Origin of the sequence: Chitinophaga silvisoli, from assembly GCF_003412465.1 — a bacterium.
Lineage (GTDB): Bacteria > Bacteroidota > Bacteroidia > Chitinophagales > Chitinophagaceae > Chitinophaga > Chitinophaga silvisoli.
In genome coordinates, this window is sequence record NZ_QTJV01000001.1 from 103174 (window position 1) to 118238 (window position 15065).

15 protein-coding genes are annotated in these 15065 nt (G+C 46.1%); 9 read left to right on the plus strand and 6 right to left on the minus strand.

Going from position 1 to position 15065, the window contains the following annotated elements:
- Positions 1-3: 3 nt before the first annotated feature.
- Both DXN04_RS00400 and DXN04_RS00405 read right to left on the minus strand, forming a co-directional pair.
- Positions 4-1317: a UDP-glucose dehydrogenase family protein gene (locus DXN04_RS00400; protein WP_116851362.1), complete on the minus strand. Its 1314-nt coding sequence runs from the start codon at positions 1315-1317 to the stop codon at positions 4-6.
- Positions 1314-2453 carry a DegT/DnrJ/EryC1/StrS family aminotransferase gene (locus tag DXN04_RS00405; protein WP_116852379.1) on the minus strand — a complete coding sequence of 380 codons (1140 nt, stop codon included), beginning with the start codon at positions 2451-2453 and terminating at the stop codon, positions 1314-1316. Before DXN04_RS00405 ends, DXN04_RS00400 begins: the two co-directional genes overlap by 4 nt.
- 107 nt (positions 2454-2560) lie before the next feature.
- Between DXN04_RS00405 and DXN04_RS00410 the strand changes: the two genes are divergently transcribed.
- A complete protein-coding gene (locus DXN04_RS00410; protein WP_233525493.1) occupies positions 2561-3808 on the plus strand; it encodes a 3-deoxy-D-manno-octulosonic acid transferase in 1248 nt (415 codons plus the stop codon).
- Here the strand turns inward: DXN04_RS00410 and DXN04_RS35165 are convergent.
- Positions 3778-4908 (minus strand): hypothetical protein, encoded by a 1131-nt coding sequence (locus DXN04_RS35165; protein WP_199414960.1) that lies wholly within the window; start codon positions 4906-4908, stop codon positions 3778-3780. The two genes, DXN04_RS00410 and DXN04_RS35165, sit on opposite strands and share 31 nt — an antisense overlap.
- A 129-nt stretch (positions 4909-5037) precedes the next feature.
- Here DXN04_RS35165 and DXN04_RS00420 point away from each other — a divergent pair, with 129 nt between their 5' ends.
- Positions 5038-5604 (plus strand): thymidine kinase, encoded by a 567-nt coding sequence (locus tag DXN04_RS00420; protein WP_116851363.1) that lies wholly within the window; start codon positions 5038-5040, stop codon positions 5602-5604.
- An 8-nt stretch (positions 5605-5612) separates the two neighbouring features.
- Here DXN04_RS00420 and DXN04_RS00425 read toward each other — a convergent pair whose 3' ends face one another.
- On the minus strand, positions 5613-6092 hold the full coding sequence (locus DXN04_RS00425; protein ID WP_116851364.1) for a GtrA family protein: 480 nt from the start codon (positions 6090-6092) through the stop codon (positions 5613-5615).
- A 116-nt stretch (positions 6093-6208) separates the two neighbouring features.
- Complete coding sequence (gene accC / locus DXN04_RS00430; protein ID WP_116852381.1) at positions 6209-7684, minus strand: acetyl-CoA carboxylase biotin carboxylase subunit; 1476 nt, start codon at positions 7682-7684, stop codon at positions 6209-6211.
- A gap of 31 nt (positions 7685-7715) precedes the next feature.
- Between accC and DXN04_RS00435 the strand changes: the two genes are divergently transcribed.
- Genes DXN04_RS00435 through DXN04_RS00450 form a run of 4 tightly spaced genes read left to right on the plus strand, consistent with a single transcriptional unit; the run spans position 7716 to position 10804 of the window.
- Complete coding sequence (locus tag DXN04_RS00435; RefSeq protein WP_116851365.1) at positions 7716-8381, plus strand: heme exporter protein CcmB; 666 nt, start codon at positions 7716-7718, stop codon at positions 8379-8381.
- Positions 8382-8423: 42 nt separating this feature from the next.
- Positions 8424-9086, plus strand: coding sequence for a cytochrome c biogenesis protein CcsA (gene ccsA, locus DXN04_RS00440; protein WP_116851366.1), 663 nt, complete (start codon positions 8424-8426; stop codon positions 9084-9086).
- A complete protein-coding gene (locus DXN04_RS00445; RefSeq protein WP_116851367.1) occupies positions 9083-9340 on the plus strand; it encodes a CcmD family protein in 258 nt (85 codons plus the stop codon). The genes ccsA and DXN04_RS00445 overlap by 4 nt, the downstream gene beginning before the upstream one ends.
- Positions 9341-9385: 45 nt before the next feature.
- Entirely contained in the window at positions 9386-10804 is a 1419-nt protein-coding gene (locus DXN04_RS00450) for a Glu/Leu/Phe/Val family dehydrogenase (protein WP_116851368.1), read from the plus strand.
- Between the two features lie 50 nt (positions 10805-10854).
- Here DXN04_RS00450 and DXN04_RS00455 read toward each other — a convergent pair whose 3' ends face one another.
- Positions 10855-11298, minus strand: coding sequence for a type I restriction enzyme HsdR N-terminal domain-containing protein (locus DXN04_RS00455; protein WP_116851369.1), 444 nt, complete (start codon positions 11296-11298; stop codon positions 10855-10857).
- A gap of 54 nt (positions 11299-11352) precedes the next feature.
- On the opposite strand from DXN04_RS00455, the gene DXN04_RS00460 reads away from it, so the two are divergent.
- The 3 genes from DXN04_RS00460 (at position 11353) to queA (ending at position 15064) form a co-directional block, all read left to right on the plus strand.
- Entirely contained in the window at positions 11353-12123 is a 771-nt protein-coding gene (locus DXN04_RS00460; protein ID WP_116851370.1) for an AMP nucleosidase, read from the plus strand.
- A 48-nt stretch (positions 12124-12171) separates the two neighbouring features.
- On the plus strand, positions 12172-13923 hold the full coding sequence (locus DXN04_RS00465) for an ABC transporter ATP-binding protein (RefSeq protein ID WP_116851371.1): 1752 nt from the start codon (positions 12172-12174) through the stop codon (positions 13921-13923).
- A gap of 91 nt (positions 13924-14014) precedes the next feature.
- The gene (gene queA, locus DXN04_RS00470; protein WP_072360469.1) at positions 14015-15064 is read left to right on the plus strand and encodes a tRNA preQ1(34) S-adenosylmethionine ribosyltransferase-isomerase QueA; all 1050 of its coding nucleotides are present in this window, start codon (positions 14015-14017) and stop codon (positions 15062-15064) included.
- Position 15065 lies beyond the last annotated feature (1 nt).

The window sequence follows — 15065 nt, forward strand, 5'->3', positions numbered from 1 at the left end:
ATGTTAAATAGTCGAAGCTGCGCGGCCTACGCTCTCATAGTGAAAGCCCAGTTCCTGCATCCTGGCTACGTCAAACAGGTTACGACCGTCGAATATGAGCGGATTTTTAAGCGTTGCCTTGATCTTTTCGAAGTCCGGTGTTCTGAATACGCTCCATTCTGTAGCTATTACCAATGCATCTGCATCGTTTAAGCAATCGTACTGATGACTGGCGTAGGATACTTTGTCTCCCAGCAGTCTTTTTACATTCTCCATTGCTTCAGGGTCATGTACGGTCACAGTAGCGCCTGCGGCCACCAGTGCATCTATGATATATAAAGCCGGAGCTTCGCGGATATCGTCGGTATTGGGCTTGAAGGCCAGGCCCCACAGTGCAAAGTGTTTACCTTTCAGGTCATTATTAAAGAACGCGTTGATCTTTGGCAGCAGGAACAGTTTCTGTTTTTCATTCACGTCCATTACTGCGTTCAGGATCCTGAAGTCATAGTCCGCATCTTCAGAAGATTTGACCAGTGCCTGTACATCCTTAGGGAAGCAGCTACCACCATACCCGATACCTGGGAACAGGAAGCGTTTACCGATGCGGTCATCGCTACCTACACCACGGCGTACCATGTCTACGTCTGCACCCAGCTTCTCGCAAAGGATGGCGATTTCGTTCATGAAAGAGATCTTGGTAGCGAGGAAGGAGTTAGCAGCATACTTAGTCAGTTCTGCTGATTTTTCATCCATGAACAGGATGGGATTTCCCTGGCGAACGAATGGTCCGAACAGGTCGCCCATTACTTTACGGGCTCTTTCTGAGCGGGTACCAATTACCACGCGGTCAGGTTTCATAAAATCATCGACAGCTACGCCTTCGCGCAGGAATTCAGGGTTAGATACCACATCGAATTCACATTTGCAGTTTTTAGCGATAGTAGCCTGTACTTTTTCGGCAGTGCCTACCGGTACAGTGCTTTTGTCTACGATAACCTTGTAGTCAGTAATAATATTCCCCAGTTGTTCTGCTACTTTCAGAATATAAGAAAGGTCTGCGGAGCCATCTTCACCGGGAGGGGTAGGGAGTGCAAGAAAGATCACTTCTGCGTCTTTCACACCGGCTGCCAGATCAGTAGTGAACTGCAGGCGGTTTTCCTTAAGGTTACGTTCAAATAATTTTTCAAGTCCGGGCTCGTAAATAGTGATTTGCCCGCCGGATAACTTACTCACCTTAGCGGCATCTATGTCTACACACGTGACATCATTGCCGGTTTCAGCGAAGCAAGTACCGGTAACTAACCCTACGTACCCGGTGCCTACTACTGTAATTTTCATTTGGAGGTTTGATTTAAAAATGAAAGAACGGAGTGAATAATGTGATTCAATTGGTCTGCATCCATTTCGGTGTGGATCGGTAAGGAGATCACTTTGGATGTCAGAGAGTCTGTAATAGGCAGGTTAAAATTAGCGCCGCCAAAATTGGCAAACATCTTTTGCTTGTGAGCAGGTACGGGATAATAAATCATGGCAGGCACATGCTGCTCTGCTAAATATTGTTGAAGTGCAAGACGGTCAGCACCTTCTATTTGTAAAGTATATTGGTGATATACGTGGTAGCTGTTTTCCGCACGATAAGGAACCGTGATCTTAGGATGATTGGCAAATGCGGCATCGTAGGCATCAGCTACCGCACGACGGGCCTTGATATACTCATCCAGCAGGGGGAGCTTGATATTCAATACTACAGCCTGAAGGGTGTCCAGGCGGGAATTGATACCCACTATATCATGATAATAACGGGCAGACTGGCCATGGTTTGCGATCATTTTGATCTTCGCAGCCAGGGCATCATCGTTGGTGAACAGGGCACCACCATCGCCATAGCAACCCAGGTTCTTGGAAGGGAAGAAGGAAGTACAGCCTATCTGACCAATAGCACCGGTTTTCTTCACAGTGCCGTCAGAGAAGGTGTAAGTACCACCGATTGCCTGGGCATTATCTTCAATAACAGGGATATTATGCTTGCGGGAGATTTCCATGATTGGCTCCATGTCAGCACTATGGCCATACAGGTGCACAGGAACAATCGCTTTGGTTTTTGGCGTAATTGCTTTTTCCACAGCTACGGGATCCAGACAGAAGGTCCTGGGATCCACATCTACGAAAACTGGTTTCAGCTGCAGGAGGGCAATTACCTCAGCGGTGGCAATAAATGTAAAGGAGGGAGTAATAACTTCATCGCCAGGTTGCAGGTCCAGGGCCATGATGGCGATCTGTAATGCATCGGTACCATTGGCACATGGAATTACGTGCTTCACTCCAAGATAGTCTTGCAGGGCCGAAGTAAACTTCTGTACCGGCGCACCATTAATATAAGCTGCACTTTCTAAAACTTCCGCCATAGCAGCGTCTACCTGCGGTTTTATCTTGTTGTATTGGCGTTTGAGATCCACCATTTGAATCGGTACCATGTCTGGGATAGATATTTTGTTTAAAGTGAGCAAATTTACAAATTTTGACATAGGAAGGGCAGTATCTTTGCCCCTGTTCAAAAAATCAGTACAAGTACGTCATCAGAATGCTGGGAAACGCCATATATAATATAGGAATAAGATCATACCGGGCCGGGGTTGGGCTGGCTGCAGCCACCGGCAATGCCAAGGCTAAACTGTGGATTGATGGCCGTCGCCACTGGCGGGAGCGGATGAAGGAGCACCTGAAAGGAACCGGCCCCCTCATTTGGGTGCATGCTGCCTCTCTTGGTGAGTTTGAGCAGGGGAGACCTGTGCTGGAAGCCATCCGGGCCCAGTACCCCCATTGCCGTATCCTGCTGACCTTTTATTCCCCTTCAGGCTACGAGGTACGTAAGAATTACCAGGGAGCTGATTACGTATATTACCTCCCGTTGGATACCGCCCGTAATGCCAGGGACTTTCTGGACATCGTACGGCCCGGTCTGGTGATTTTTATTAAATATGAGTTTTGGTATCATTTTCTCACTGCCTTGTCCCAAAGGCAGATCCCTGTACTGCTGATTTCTGGCATTTTCAGGCCTGATCAATTGTTTTTCAAGCCTTATGGTGGCATGTTCAGGCGGCTGCTCAGGCAGTTTGACTGGATTTTTGTGCAAAACCAGGATTCACTGGACCTGATCCGGCAGCTGGGCATTGAAAAGGCCGGTCTGGCAGGGGATACCCGTTTTGACAGGGTCTTTGCGCTGCTCCAGGAGCCTGTTGACCTGCCAGCCATAGATACTTTTATCAATGGTCGAAAGGCGGTGATTGCGGGTAGTACCTGGGAAGCCGATGAGCAGGTGCTGGCCGAATGGTGGAAAGATAATGCAAAACCAGACCGCTGCCTGATCCTGGCTCCTCATGAAATTCATGAATCACATATTAAACAGGTCCAGTCATTATTCCCCGGTGCTGTCCGCTATTCTGCAGGAGGCCAGGGCGATGTATTGATTATTGATAATATCGGTTTATTGTCCCTGTTATACCGGTATGCCCGTGTGACCTTTATTGGCGGTGGCTTTGGGAAAGACGGCATTCACAATATCCTGGAACCGGCTACTTATAGTAAACCGGTGTTATTCGGTCCTGTATTCCACAAATACCCCGAAGCAGCTGCGTTACTGGCAGCGGGAGGTGGAGCGACCATTGCTGATGTCAGTGCATTGACGACAGAAATGGAATCTTTACTGGAAGACGATGCCCGTTGGAAAAAAACGGGAGATGCTGCCGGCCGTTTGGTGGCGGATAATAAAGGTGCTACCGGAAAAATTCTGTCTTATATTCAGGAGAAACGTTTTTTTACCAAGGCATAAAACTGGCGAACGACGCGGTTATCATCTACCCAACCCTGTCTGATTTTCAACTCTCTTTCTATCCAATATTCTGCATCCTGGATGGATTGCATCTCGTTAATTGTTTTGATCGAGCGCTCGTAAGTGTCTACGTCACCACGGAACAGTTCCTGGATGAACTGGAATTTGTCATTGATACCGATGGCCTGACGCAGGTCTTTGACTGGCATATCGTTGAAGCGGTCACCGATTTCAGACTGAGTCTGGCGAAGGCGATCGTTCAGGGAAGGAATATTTTGCGCTACTTTCTGGTTCAGTTCTTTCAGCTCGGAGTGAATGCCATTGGTTTCAGGCTTTTCAGTTTTTTCGGGTCTGATAGCGCTGACTATAGGCTGGTTAGCGTCGCCGAAGAGGTGGATAAACACGGGTTGTTTATCATCTTCTTTGGGAGTAGGTGTGGGTTCAGGTGCTGGTGCCGGCTCAGGATTTGGAGCTGGAGGGGGTACCGGCGGCTGGTAGGCAACCGGTGGAGCTGGTGCAGGTTCAGGTGCCGGGGTGCGATAAGCCCTTAACGCATCCTGTTCATTAGCAGGTGACTGATAAGCTTTCAGTGCTTCTGGCGTAGGTGCGGCTGACTGGTATGCTTTCAGTGACTCATGTACAGGAATTGGCGTTGGTGTTTTTTCTGCAGCAGGCTGGATTATATTCGGTGCAGGTGGCTCGAAAGCTGCCGGAGGTTCTTCCGAAATTGAAGCAGGAATGTCTGCAACAGGTTGATTTACAATTGGTGCAGGCTCAATGATACCTACCGGCTCGGGAGCTGGAGGTTCAGGTTGTTTATATTCAGGAGTTGGTATTGATTCAGATGACTTAAATTGCGGGGCGGTTATGTTACCACTGGAATCTACTGTAACTTCCGGTTCAGCTAAGGGAGCTCCCGGTAAAATCACAGCTATATGACTCTGCCTGCGTTGCATTTCTCTTTCCCGTTCTCTTTCGAGGCTGCGGGCATGAAGAATTTCCGCCTGCAATATCTGCACATAATATGATATGGACTGCAGGGTCGCGCCAGTCGTCTTTAATTCCTGTAACTTGTCAATTAATGCACTTATTTTTTCCATAATCGCAAAAAAAAATAATTTAATGCAAAATGCGTTCCATGCGTTAATTGTTAACGTAGTCTGGGAGAAATTATTTTATTTGCATGAAGTTATACCATTTTAATTAACTGTAAATCAAAATAGTATATTATGTTTATTGAACCTTCTCTTGCAGGAGGGCGAAGGGGTTGGATAGAAGTGATCTGTGGCTCAATGTTTTCTGGAAAAACGGAGGAGTTGATCAGGAGATTAAAAAGGGCCCGCATTGCCAATTTGAAAGTCGAAATATTTAAGCCGGTTATTGATACCCGCTACGACGTACAACATATTGTTTCTCACGATGAAAGTAGAATAAATAGTACCCCTCTTGAGAATTCTCAGCAGATCCTGTTGCTTGCTCAGGACGTAGATGTCGTAGGTATAGACGAGGCACAATTCTTTGATGGGGAACTGCCACAGGTATGTGACCAGCTGGCATTGCGTGGTATTCGCGTAATCGTGGCAGGTCTTGACATGGATTACCTGGGCAAGCCATTTGGGCAGATGCCATTTTTGCTGGCGAAAGCAGATTACATTACCAAGCTGCACGCCATTTGCGTGAAGTGTGGCAATATTGCCAATTATTCCTACCGGAAGTCAGCCGACAAGCATACCGTATTATTAGGAGAAACGGACCTGTACGAACCCAGGTGCAGGCATTGTTATTATGAAGAGTAGTCGGCAGACTACTCTATCGCCTTTACTTTGAAGGTGAATTTTTTCTGTGTCAGATAGCTGAAGATCACCACGAAGCAGGTAGTCAGTATCTTGGCAGGAGTAGGGTAAAAACCCAGCACATCTACAAATAACTTCATGAACCCATAGTTTAGCAGCAGGCAGGTACCTACCAGCATGAAATAGCGCATGAGTTGTACACGACCTCTGAGGTTGGACTCAGAGAAAACGATGTATTTGCTGAGGAGGAAACCAGTGGGGAACGTAATTGCAAGTGCCATGAATAGGGCAGCGATATGCGCCTGTATAGTAATAAAGGGAAGAATTACATCGTGTTCTTTCAGAATGAAGTGGAAGCTGATGAAATATAAGCATATATCCAAGGCCGTATTACCTCCGCCACAAGCGAGGTAGCGGAAGGTTTGAAAGGGCATCATTTTGGCAAATGGGCGGTAGAAAAATGAAATAACTAATAAAATAAACCGTCTCATAAAAAAAATATACAATAACAAAACTAGTACGTTTTACCGTTACTGTATCGCGCTTTAAAATTATCTTAACAATTAAATGGTTTTCAAGGGGATGGATGAGACGGCCATAAATGCCCTCAGCGCCGGGTTTTCCACCTGCCAGGGGTCATATTAACCGGTTGCTGACTGGCCTTCCTTTGTTCTTCCTGCCATACCTGTACGGCCAGTAATGCGGCGGCCCGGGCAGCATCCGGAGAAGGACTTTCCAATGATTGTGGTGTGAAATACTTTCCTATAAAATTGGTGTCGAACTGTCCGTTGATGAATGCGGGTTGTTGTAAAGCCCAGCTACCAAAAGGTAAGGTGGTCTGAATGCCTTTTACCTGGTATTCGGCGATTGCCCGCAGCAATCTTTCTCTCGCTTCTTCTCTGTCGGTTCCCCAGGCAATGAGCTTGGCAATCATCGGGTCATAATATATAGGTATATCCATACCTGCTTCATATCCATCATCTACCCTGATACCATATCCTTGTGGCCGTACGTAGGTTTCAAGCGTACCTGTATCCGGCAGGAAATTGCTGGCGGGGTCTTCCGCACAAATCCTTAACTCAATTGCATGACCATTTATTGTAAGGTCTTCCTGTGAAAAAGCTAATTTTTCTCCTCTGGCTACCCTGATTTGTTCTTTTACCAGGTCCAGTCCTGTGATCAGCTCTGTAACCGGGTGTTCTACCTGCAGGCGGGTGTTCATCTCCAGGAAATAAAACTGCAAATGTTCATCTACCAGGAATTCAACGGTACCTGCACCGTAATAATTACAGGCCCGGGCTACATCCAGGGCACACTTACCCATAGCGGAGCGGATGTCGGGAGTGAGGCAGGAGGAAGGTGCTTCTTCGATCAATTTCTGGTGACGGCGTTGAATAGAGCATTCACGTTCAAAGAGATATACGTAATTGCCATGTTGGTCGCCCAGGATCTGTATTTCAATGTGGCGGGGGGCACCTACATATTTTTCAATGAAAACGGCATCATCGCCGAAGGCGCTCATCGCTTCACTTTTGGCCAGGCGGATCTGTTCTTCCAGTTCCGGGGCGGCATTCACCACACGCATCCCTTTGCCACCACCGCCGGCGGAAGCTTTGATGAGAATGGGGAAGCCGGTTTTTTGCACAACTTCCTGTGCTTCTTCGAGGCTGCGCAGGGGAGTTTCAGTACCGGGTACCATAGGTACACCAAACTTTTGAGCGGCTTGTTTGGCCGCCAGTTTGCTGCCCATCATTTCAATGGCGTAGGCACTGGGGCCTATGAAAGTAATACCGGCAGTCGTCACCGCTTCAGCAAAGCGGGCATTTTCGCTCAGAAAACCATAACCCGGATGGATGGCATCTGCACCAGATTGCTTTGCTGCTGCTATGATCTTGTCGATTTGCAGGTAGGATTGGCTGGATGGGGCAGGGCCTATACAAATAGCTTCATCAGCATATTGTACAAAGGGCATGGTCCGGTCAGCTTCAGAAAACACTGCCACAGTGGCAATGCCCATTTCCCGTGCAGATCGCATAATACGTAGTGCGATTTCGCCGCGATTGGCTACCAGTATTTTTTTCATAAAAGCGAATATAAGGTATCTTTGCCCCCTCATGAAATCGACCGCGTTCCAACAAACGATTACCCTGGTGAAAAAAGACATATTACTGGAATTACGTCAGAAATATGCGCTTTATGGGGTACTGCTTTATATCATTTCTACGGTATTTGTCATCAACCTGATGATTGGCAAGCCGGAAGAAAAGACCTGGAATGCCCTTTTCTGGGTGGTACAGTTATTTGTATCAGTGAATGCAATTGCCAAGAGCTTTTTGCAGGAAAGCCGGGGCCGGCTATTGTACTTTTACTCATTGGTGCATCCCCGCAACTTCATCATTGCCAAGCTGATATACAATATTTTGCTGATGGCTATCATGAGTGTAATCACCCTGGTTTGCTGTATTCTTTTCATGGGCAATCCTATTGTGAATTTCCCCTATTTCGTAGGAGTTATTATGCTGGGTGGTCTTAGCCTTTCATTGCTGTTTACCATGCTGGCGGCTATTGCGGCACAGGCTAACCAGAATGCAGCCTTGATGGCAATAATGGGATTCCCTATCATTTTGCCACTGTTGACCATGTTGTCGAATATAGCCCGTTCTTCTTTTAATATTGTATTTCAGCCCGGTCTGCCTAAGATGTTCCTGATGCTGGGGGCTATGGATATACTCATTGTAGGCTTGTCTCTGATTCTGTTTCCTTTTTTATGGAAGGATTAGAATTTTGTTGTAGGTTTGCCTCTCATTTAGTCCGATAAAACAATGGCAAAGCACTGGTGGAAAGCTTTAGCGGTAATACTTCTCATATACACTATAATTGCAGGGTTTACAATTGATATTCCCATTATAGGTACAAATCAGCAATCATCCCGGGGACTCTTTTTCCACGTACCGATGTGGATGTGCATGTATACCATGTTCAGCATTTCAGTAGCTAATTCCCTGCTCTATCTTACTAAATACGATTTAAAAAGAGATGCACTGGCTGGCGCTGCCGGTAGTGTAGGCGTGTTCTTTGGTGTACTGGGTTTTAGTACCGGTACACTGTGGGCGACCTATACCTGGGGCGGAACAATTACAGGCGATGCCAAACAACAGCTGACTGCTGTTGCTTTGTTGATCTATATGGCTTATCTGGTACTGCGCATGTCCATTCCGGATATCGATAAGCGGGCACGTATCTCCGCAGTGTTTAACATTTTCGCATTTGCTTTGTTGATTCCCTTAACATATATCATTCCACGGATGGTGGATTCTCTTCACCCGGGAGCTGCCGGCTCTCCTACATTTGCCTCAAAAGATACTGATGGCGGTATGAAAGCGGTGCTCTACCCTGCATTCATTGGCTGGGTATTGCTGAGTGTCTGGATTTATACCCTCGTGGTGCGCTACAAAAAATTGGAGTTAAAAAATATTTTTAAATGATTAACAAAGCGATTTCTTTCTGCTGTACCTGTTTGTTATTGTTAGTTTCCCTGCTGACCTTTGGACAAGAGCCGGCATTGCAACAACAGAATACAGAGACTGGACCGGTAAATGAATTTTTTCGTAGCAATGGCAAGATATATGTGGTAGTAGGAGTCCTGCTGATCATTTTTATAGGCATTGTGATTTTTTTGGTGCGCCTGGATCGGAAGATCAGTAAGCTGGAGCGTAGGGAAGGTGTTGATACCCACTAAGACTTTATTAAGTCCAACTACATATTTATACCAAAACAGTTTTTTATGGCGCAAGAACAGCACATAAGCTTTTTTCAGAACGTTGAGAAAAGCTTTGACAAGGCCGCAAGTTTCACGAAATGGGAGAAGGGCATTCTCGAGCAGATTAAAGCTTGTAATGCCGTTTACCGTATGAAATTCCCCGTACGCGTAGGTGACAAGATCGAGGTAATCGAAGCCTATCGTGTACAGCACTCACACCACAAACTTCCTTGTAAAGGTGGTATCCGCTTCAGCGAAGAAGTGAACCAGGATGAGGTAATGGCCCTTGCCTCCCTGATGACTTACAAATGTGCCATCGTAAACGTACCCTTCGGTGGTGCGAAAGGTGGTATAAAAATTAACCCACGCAATTATTCTCCATTCCAGCTGGAAAACATTACCCGTCGTTATACAGCTGAACTGGTAAAGAAAAACTTTATCGGCCCTGGTATCGACGTACCTGCTCCTGACTACGGAACAGGTGAAAGAGAAATGAGCTGGATCCTGGATACTTATATGAGCCTTCGTCCGGGTGAAATTGATGGTTATGGTTGTGTAACCGGTAAACCAGTTTCTCAGGGTGGTGTAAGAGGCCGTAAGGAAGCTACCGGTCTGGGTGTATTTTATGGTCTTCAGGAGCTGTGCAACATTAAGGAAGATATGAAGAAGGTCGGTCTGGAGCCAGGTCTTATTGGCAAAAGAGTGATCGTTCAGGGTATGGGTAACGTAGGTTACCATGCTGCTAAGTACTTCCATGAAGCAGGTTCAATCATCGTAGGTTTGATCGAATATGATGGTGCTATCTACAGCGAAAAAGGGCTGGATCCTGACAAAGTATTGAAACACAGAGCCGAAACTGGCTCAATAGTAAACTTCCCTGGAGCACAAACCCTGGCGAAAAATACAGATGGTTTGGAAATGGATTGTGATATCCTGATCCCTGCCGCACTGGAAAATGTGATTCACAAAGGCAATGCTGCCAATATCAAAGCCCGCATTATCGGTGAAGCTGCGAATGGTCCTATTACACCTGAAGCAGATGAAATCCTGAATAAGAAAGGCGTAATCGTGATTCCGGACATGTTCCTGAATGCCGGTGGTGTGACCGTATCTTACTTCGAATGGCTCAAAAACCTCAGTCACGTCCGTTATGGCCGTCTGGGTAAGCGCTTCGATGAGAATATGAATATTCACATCCTGGGTGTAATTGAAGACCTGACAGGTAAGAGCGTATCAGAAAGAGAAAGAAAGTTCATTGCACATGGTGCTGACGAAGTAGATCTGGTATATTCCGGTCTGGAAGAAACCATGCACGCTGCCTTGCATGAAGTGCGTGAGATCATGGTGAATCATCCTGATGTACATGATATGCGTACAGCTGCTTATATCTGTGCAATTGACAAGGTAGGCGCAGCTTACGAACAACTGGGTATTTTCCCTTGATGGTTGATAATATTTATAAAAAAGGACGTATCTGCAAGGGTACGTCCTTTTTATTGATGCGATGGCAGCATTTCTATAAAATCCCAGCGGCCGGCAGGCACATTATGTTCACAGCACCAGGTATTGACTCCATTGGTGATAACCAGGTAGGCTGCGGGTAATACCATATGGTAGCGAACTATCTGTTCCAGCGTGGCCTGACTCAGGGGCACACCCATTTCCTTGCATTCCACAATCATCCAGGGCTGATGATTTTTGTTGAAAACCACGATGTCGTAACGCTTTTTCAGCTCACCGAGATAGATCTCCTTTTCAATCCCAATCAGAGCAGCCGGATATTTAAGGGTAGTTACGAGGTAATTGAGAAAATTCTGGCGCACCCACTCTTCAGGTGTCAGCACCACGTATTTTTTACGGAAACGGTCGAAGATCAGGTCTTTATCGTTTTCGGTGATGATTTTGAAGTCTGGAGCGGGGAATTCGATGGTAATCATCCGGCAAAGGTAGTCTTCTCAGGAATTTTTTGTAAATTTGCATGTCAAAAGGCTATGAAGACAAAAGAAGAAATAGTAGCTAATTGGCTTCCCCGCTACACCGGAGAAAAGCTGGAGAACTTTGGCTCCCACATCCTCCTCACCAACTTTAGTAATTACCTTAACTTATTTGCTGAATGGAATAATGTCAAGATTGTTGGCTCAGGAAAAGCCATGCAATGTGCTACAGCAAATGACATTACTATCATTAACTTTGGTATGGGTAGTCCAGGCGCTGCAACTATTATGGATTTGCTTACAGCTATTTCACCTAAAGCTGTATTATTCCTGGGTAAATGTGGTGGTCTGAAGAAAAAGAACAACGTGGGAGATCTGATCCTGCCTATCGCAGCTATCAGGGGTGAGGGTACTTCCAATGACTACTTCCCGCCAGAGGTGCCGGCACTTCCATCATTTGCATTACAAAAGGCTATTTCTACCACGATCCGCGAATATGGTTGCGACTACTGGACAGGTACCTGTTACAGCACCAACCGCCGTGTATGGGAACATGATGTGGAATTCAAACGCTACCTGGAAAAGATCAGGGCAATGGCTGTAGATATGGAAACTGCCACCATCTTTTCAGTAGGGTTCTACAATAAAATCCCTACCGGTGCATTATTACTTGTTTCAGACCAGCCTATGGTTCCGGAGGGTGTGAAGACAGAAGAAAGTGATAAGAAAGTGACCTCTGATTATGTGAACAATCATCTCAAGATCGGTATCGACTCATTGAAGGCATTGATCAATAGTCACCAGACAGTGAAGCATCTACGATTCTAATCTGATTTTTTGCATATTATTTCGTAATATGAGTACCTTAAAGGACTCATGCTCACATCATCCACACTACTTTCCATCCGGAATCTAACCGTTTCCTTCGCTGGCCATCAGGCGGTGAAGGATATTTCTCTGGACATCAGAAAAGGGGAGATTATAGGAATAGTCGGAGAATCCGGCTCGGGAAAGTCTGTGACTTCATTGGCATTGATGCGGCTGATTCAGTCCCCTGGTCTCATTTCAGCTGGTAGTTTATTGTACCAGGTTGACCCGGAAAAATCTCCTGTTAATCTTCCTGATCTCTCCGAAAGTGAGATGCGCAACTGGAGAGGGAATGAAATAGCGATGATATTTCAGGAGCCGATGACGGCCCTGAACCCGCTGCATACCTGTGGCGCACAGGTGATGGAAGCCATCCGCCTACATAAGAAAGTCTCCGCCAGTGAGGCGAGAGAGCAGACTTTAGCTTTATTCAGGCAGGTGCGCCTACCGGATCCGGAGAAGATCTTGCACCGTTATCCACATCAGTTGTCCGGCGGTCAGAAACAACGTGTTATGATTGCTATGGCCATCAGCTGTCAACCCCGCCTGCTGATTGCTGACGAGCCAACGACGGCTTTGGACGTTACCGTACAAAAGGCGATCCTTGCTTTATTGAAAGAGCTGCAGCAGCAAACAGGCATGAGTGTGGTATTTATCACCCATGACCTGGGAGTAATTGCAGAAATTGCCGATAGGGTAGCAGTAATGTACAAGGGACAGATTGTAGAACAGGGCAGTGTGCGGGAGATCTTTACACATCCTCAACATTCTTATACCAAGGGCCTGCTGGCCTGCCGTCCTCCGCTGGACAAAAGATTGTACCGCCTGCCGGTGACCCGCGACTTTATGGAAGTAGATGCTGCAGGCCTGATTCACGAGAAAGGTCAGGCTTTACACTCACTGGTGCAGCACCTCGAGATTCCTCCTGATAAAATAATCCTGAGAGAGCAGCATATAGCGCAGCAACCTGCGTTATTAGAAGTAAGAGATTTACATACCTGGTTTCCCGCTTCCCGCAATATTTTTGGGAAGGTACAGAGCTGGACAAAAGCCGTGAATGGAGTCAGCTTTACCGTAAAGGAAGGCGAGACCATGGGATTGGTAGGGGAGTCAGGATGTGGAAAGACGACCCTTGGCCGTACTTTGCTGCGACTTACGCCACCAACCAGCGGAAGTATTTTATACAAAGGGAAAGACCTTTGCCAATTGCCGGCTTCGGAGATGCGTGACCTTCGTAAAGAGCTGCAAATCATATTTCAGGACCCTTACTCATCCCTGAATCCACGTCTGACAGTAGGTCAGGCTATTCTCGAACCTTTACAGGTACACGGATTATATGCCAATGACCGTCAGCGTAAAGAAAAGGTACAGGAATTGCTGGATAAAGTAAATCTGTTGCCGGAGCATTATTACCGTTATCCACATGAGTTTTCGGGTGGGCAGCGGCAGCGGATAGTAATCGCCAGGGCTTTGGCATTGCAGCCCTCGTTTATTATCTGTGATGAGTCGGTAGCGGCGCTGGACGTAAGCATTCAGGCACAGGTATTAAATCTGCTGATGCGCTTACGGGAGGAGTTTGGGTTTACTTATATATTTATATCGCACGATTTATCGGTAGTGCGTTTTATAAGTGACAGGATGATGGTCATGAATAAGGGGAGAATAGAAGAGGAGGGACTGGCCGATCAGGTCTATGAACATCCTCAGAGCGCCTATACAAGGCAGCTTATCAGTTCTATTCCTAAAAACATTTATGCATAATTAATTGTTTTATAAATAGTAAATAAATCATTTTTGACAGATGGTATATTATCAATACCTTTGCAACCTTTAAATTCATTCATACCGTAATATGAAACTATCACAGTTTAGGTTTGATCTTCCTTTAAATCTGATCGCACAGCACCCTTCCAAGACAAGAGATGAAGCACGTTTGATGGTGGTAAACCGTGCCACCGGCAAAATCGAGCACAAGGTATTCAAGGATATCCTGAATTATTTCAATGACAAGGATGTAATGATGGTGAACAATACGAAAGTATTCCCTGCCCGTCTTTATGGCCGTAAAGAGAAAACAGGTGCCAAGATTGAAGTATTCCTGTTGCGCGAACTGAACAAGCAGAATCGTTTGTGGGATGTGATTGTGGATCCTGCCCGTAAGATCAGGGTGGGTAACAAATTGTATTTTGGAGATGACGAATCGCTGGTAGCAGAAGTAATTGACAACACTACTTCCCGCGGTCGTACCATTCGTTTCCTGTTTGAAGGTAATGATGACGAATTTAAGCAGGTGCTGGACACCCTGGGTGAAACGCCACTGCCTAAGTACATTAAGCGTAAGCCGGAAGACGAAGACAAAGAGCGTTATCAGACGGTGTATGCCAAGTATGAAGGTGCAGTAGCTGCGCCAACTGCTGGTCTGCACTTCAGCCGTGAGCTGATTAAGCGTCTTGAAATCAAGGGTATTAAGTTTGCAGAGGTTACTCTTCACACTGGTTTAGGTACTTTTCGTCCTATCGAAGTAGAAGATCTGAGCAAGCATAAGATGGATGCAGAGTATTTCAACATTGATGAATACGCTGTGAAGATTGTGAACAAGGCGAAAGAAGAAAATCGTAAAGTATGTGCGATCGGTACTACAACAGTAAGAGCTGTAGAATCTTCCGTAACTGCACAGAACATGCTGAAAGCAGCAGAAGGATGGACGAACACATTTATTCATCCTCCTTATGATTTTGCTATCCCTAATGCTTTGGTAACTAATTTCCACCTGCCTAAGACAAGTCTGCTCATCATGGTATGTGCGTTTGCTGGTTATGATCTGGTGATGGAAGCTTATCAACAGGCTATCAAGGAGAAATACCGTTTCTTCAGCTATGGCGATGCTATGCTGATTCTCTAAT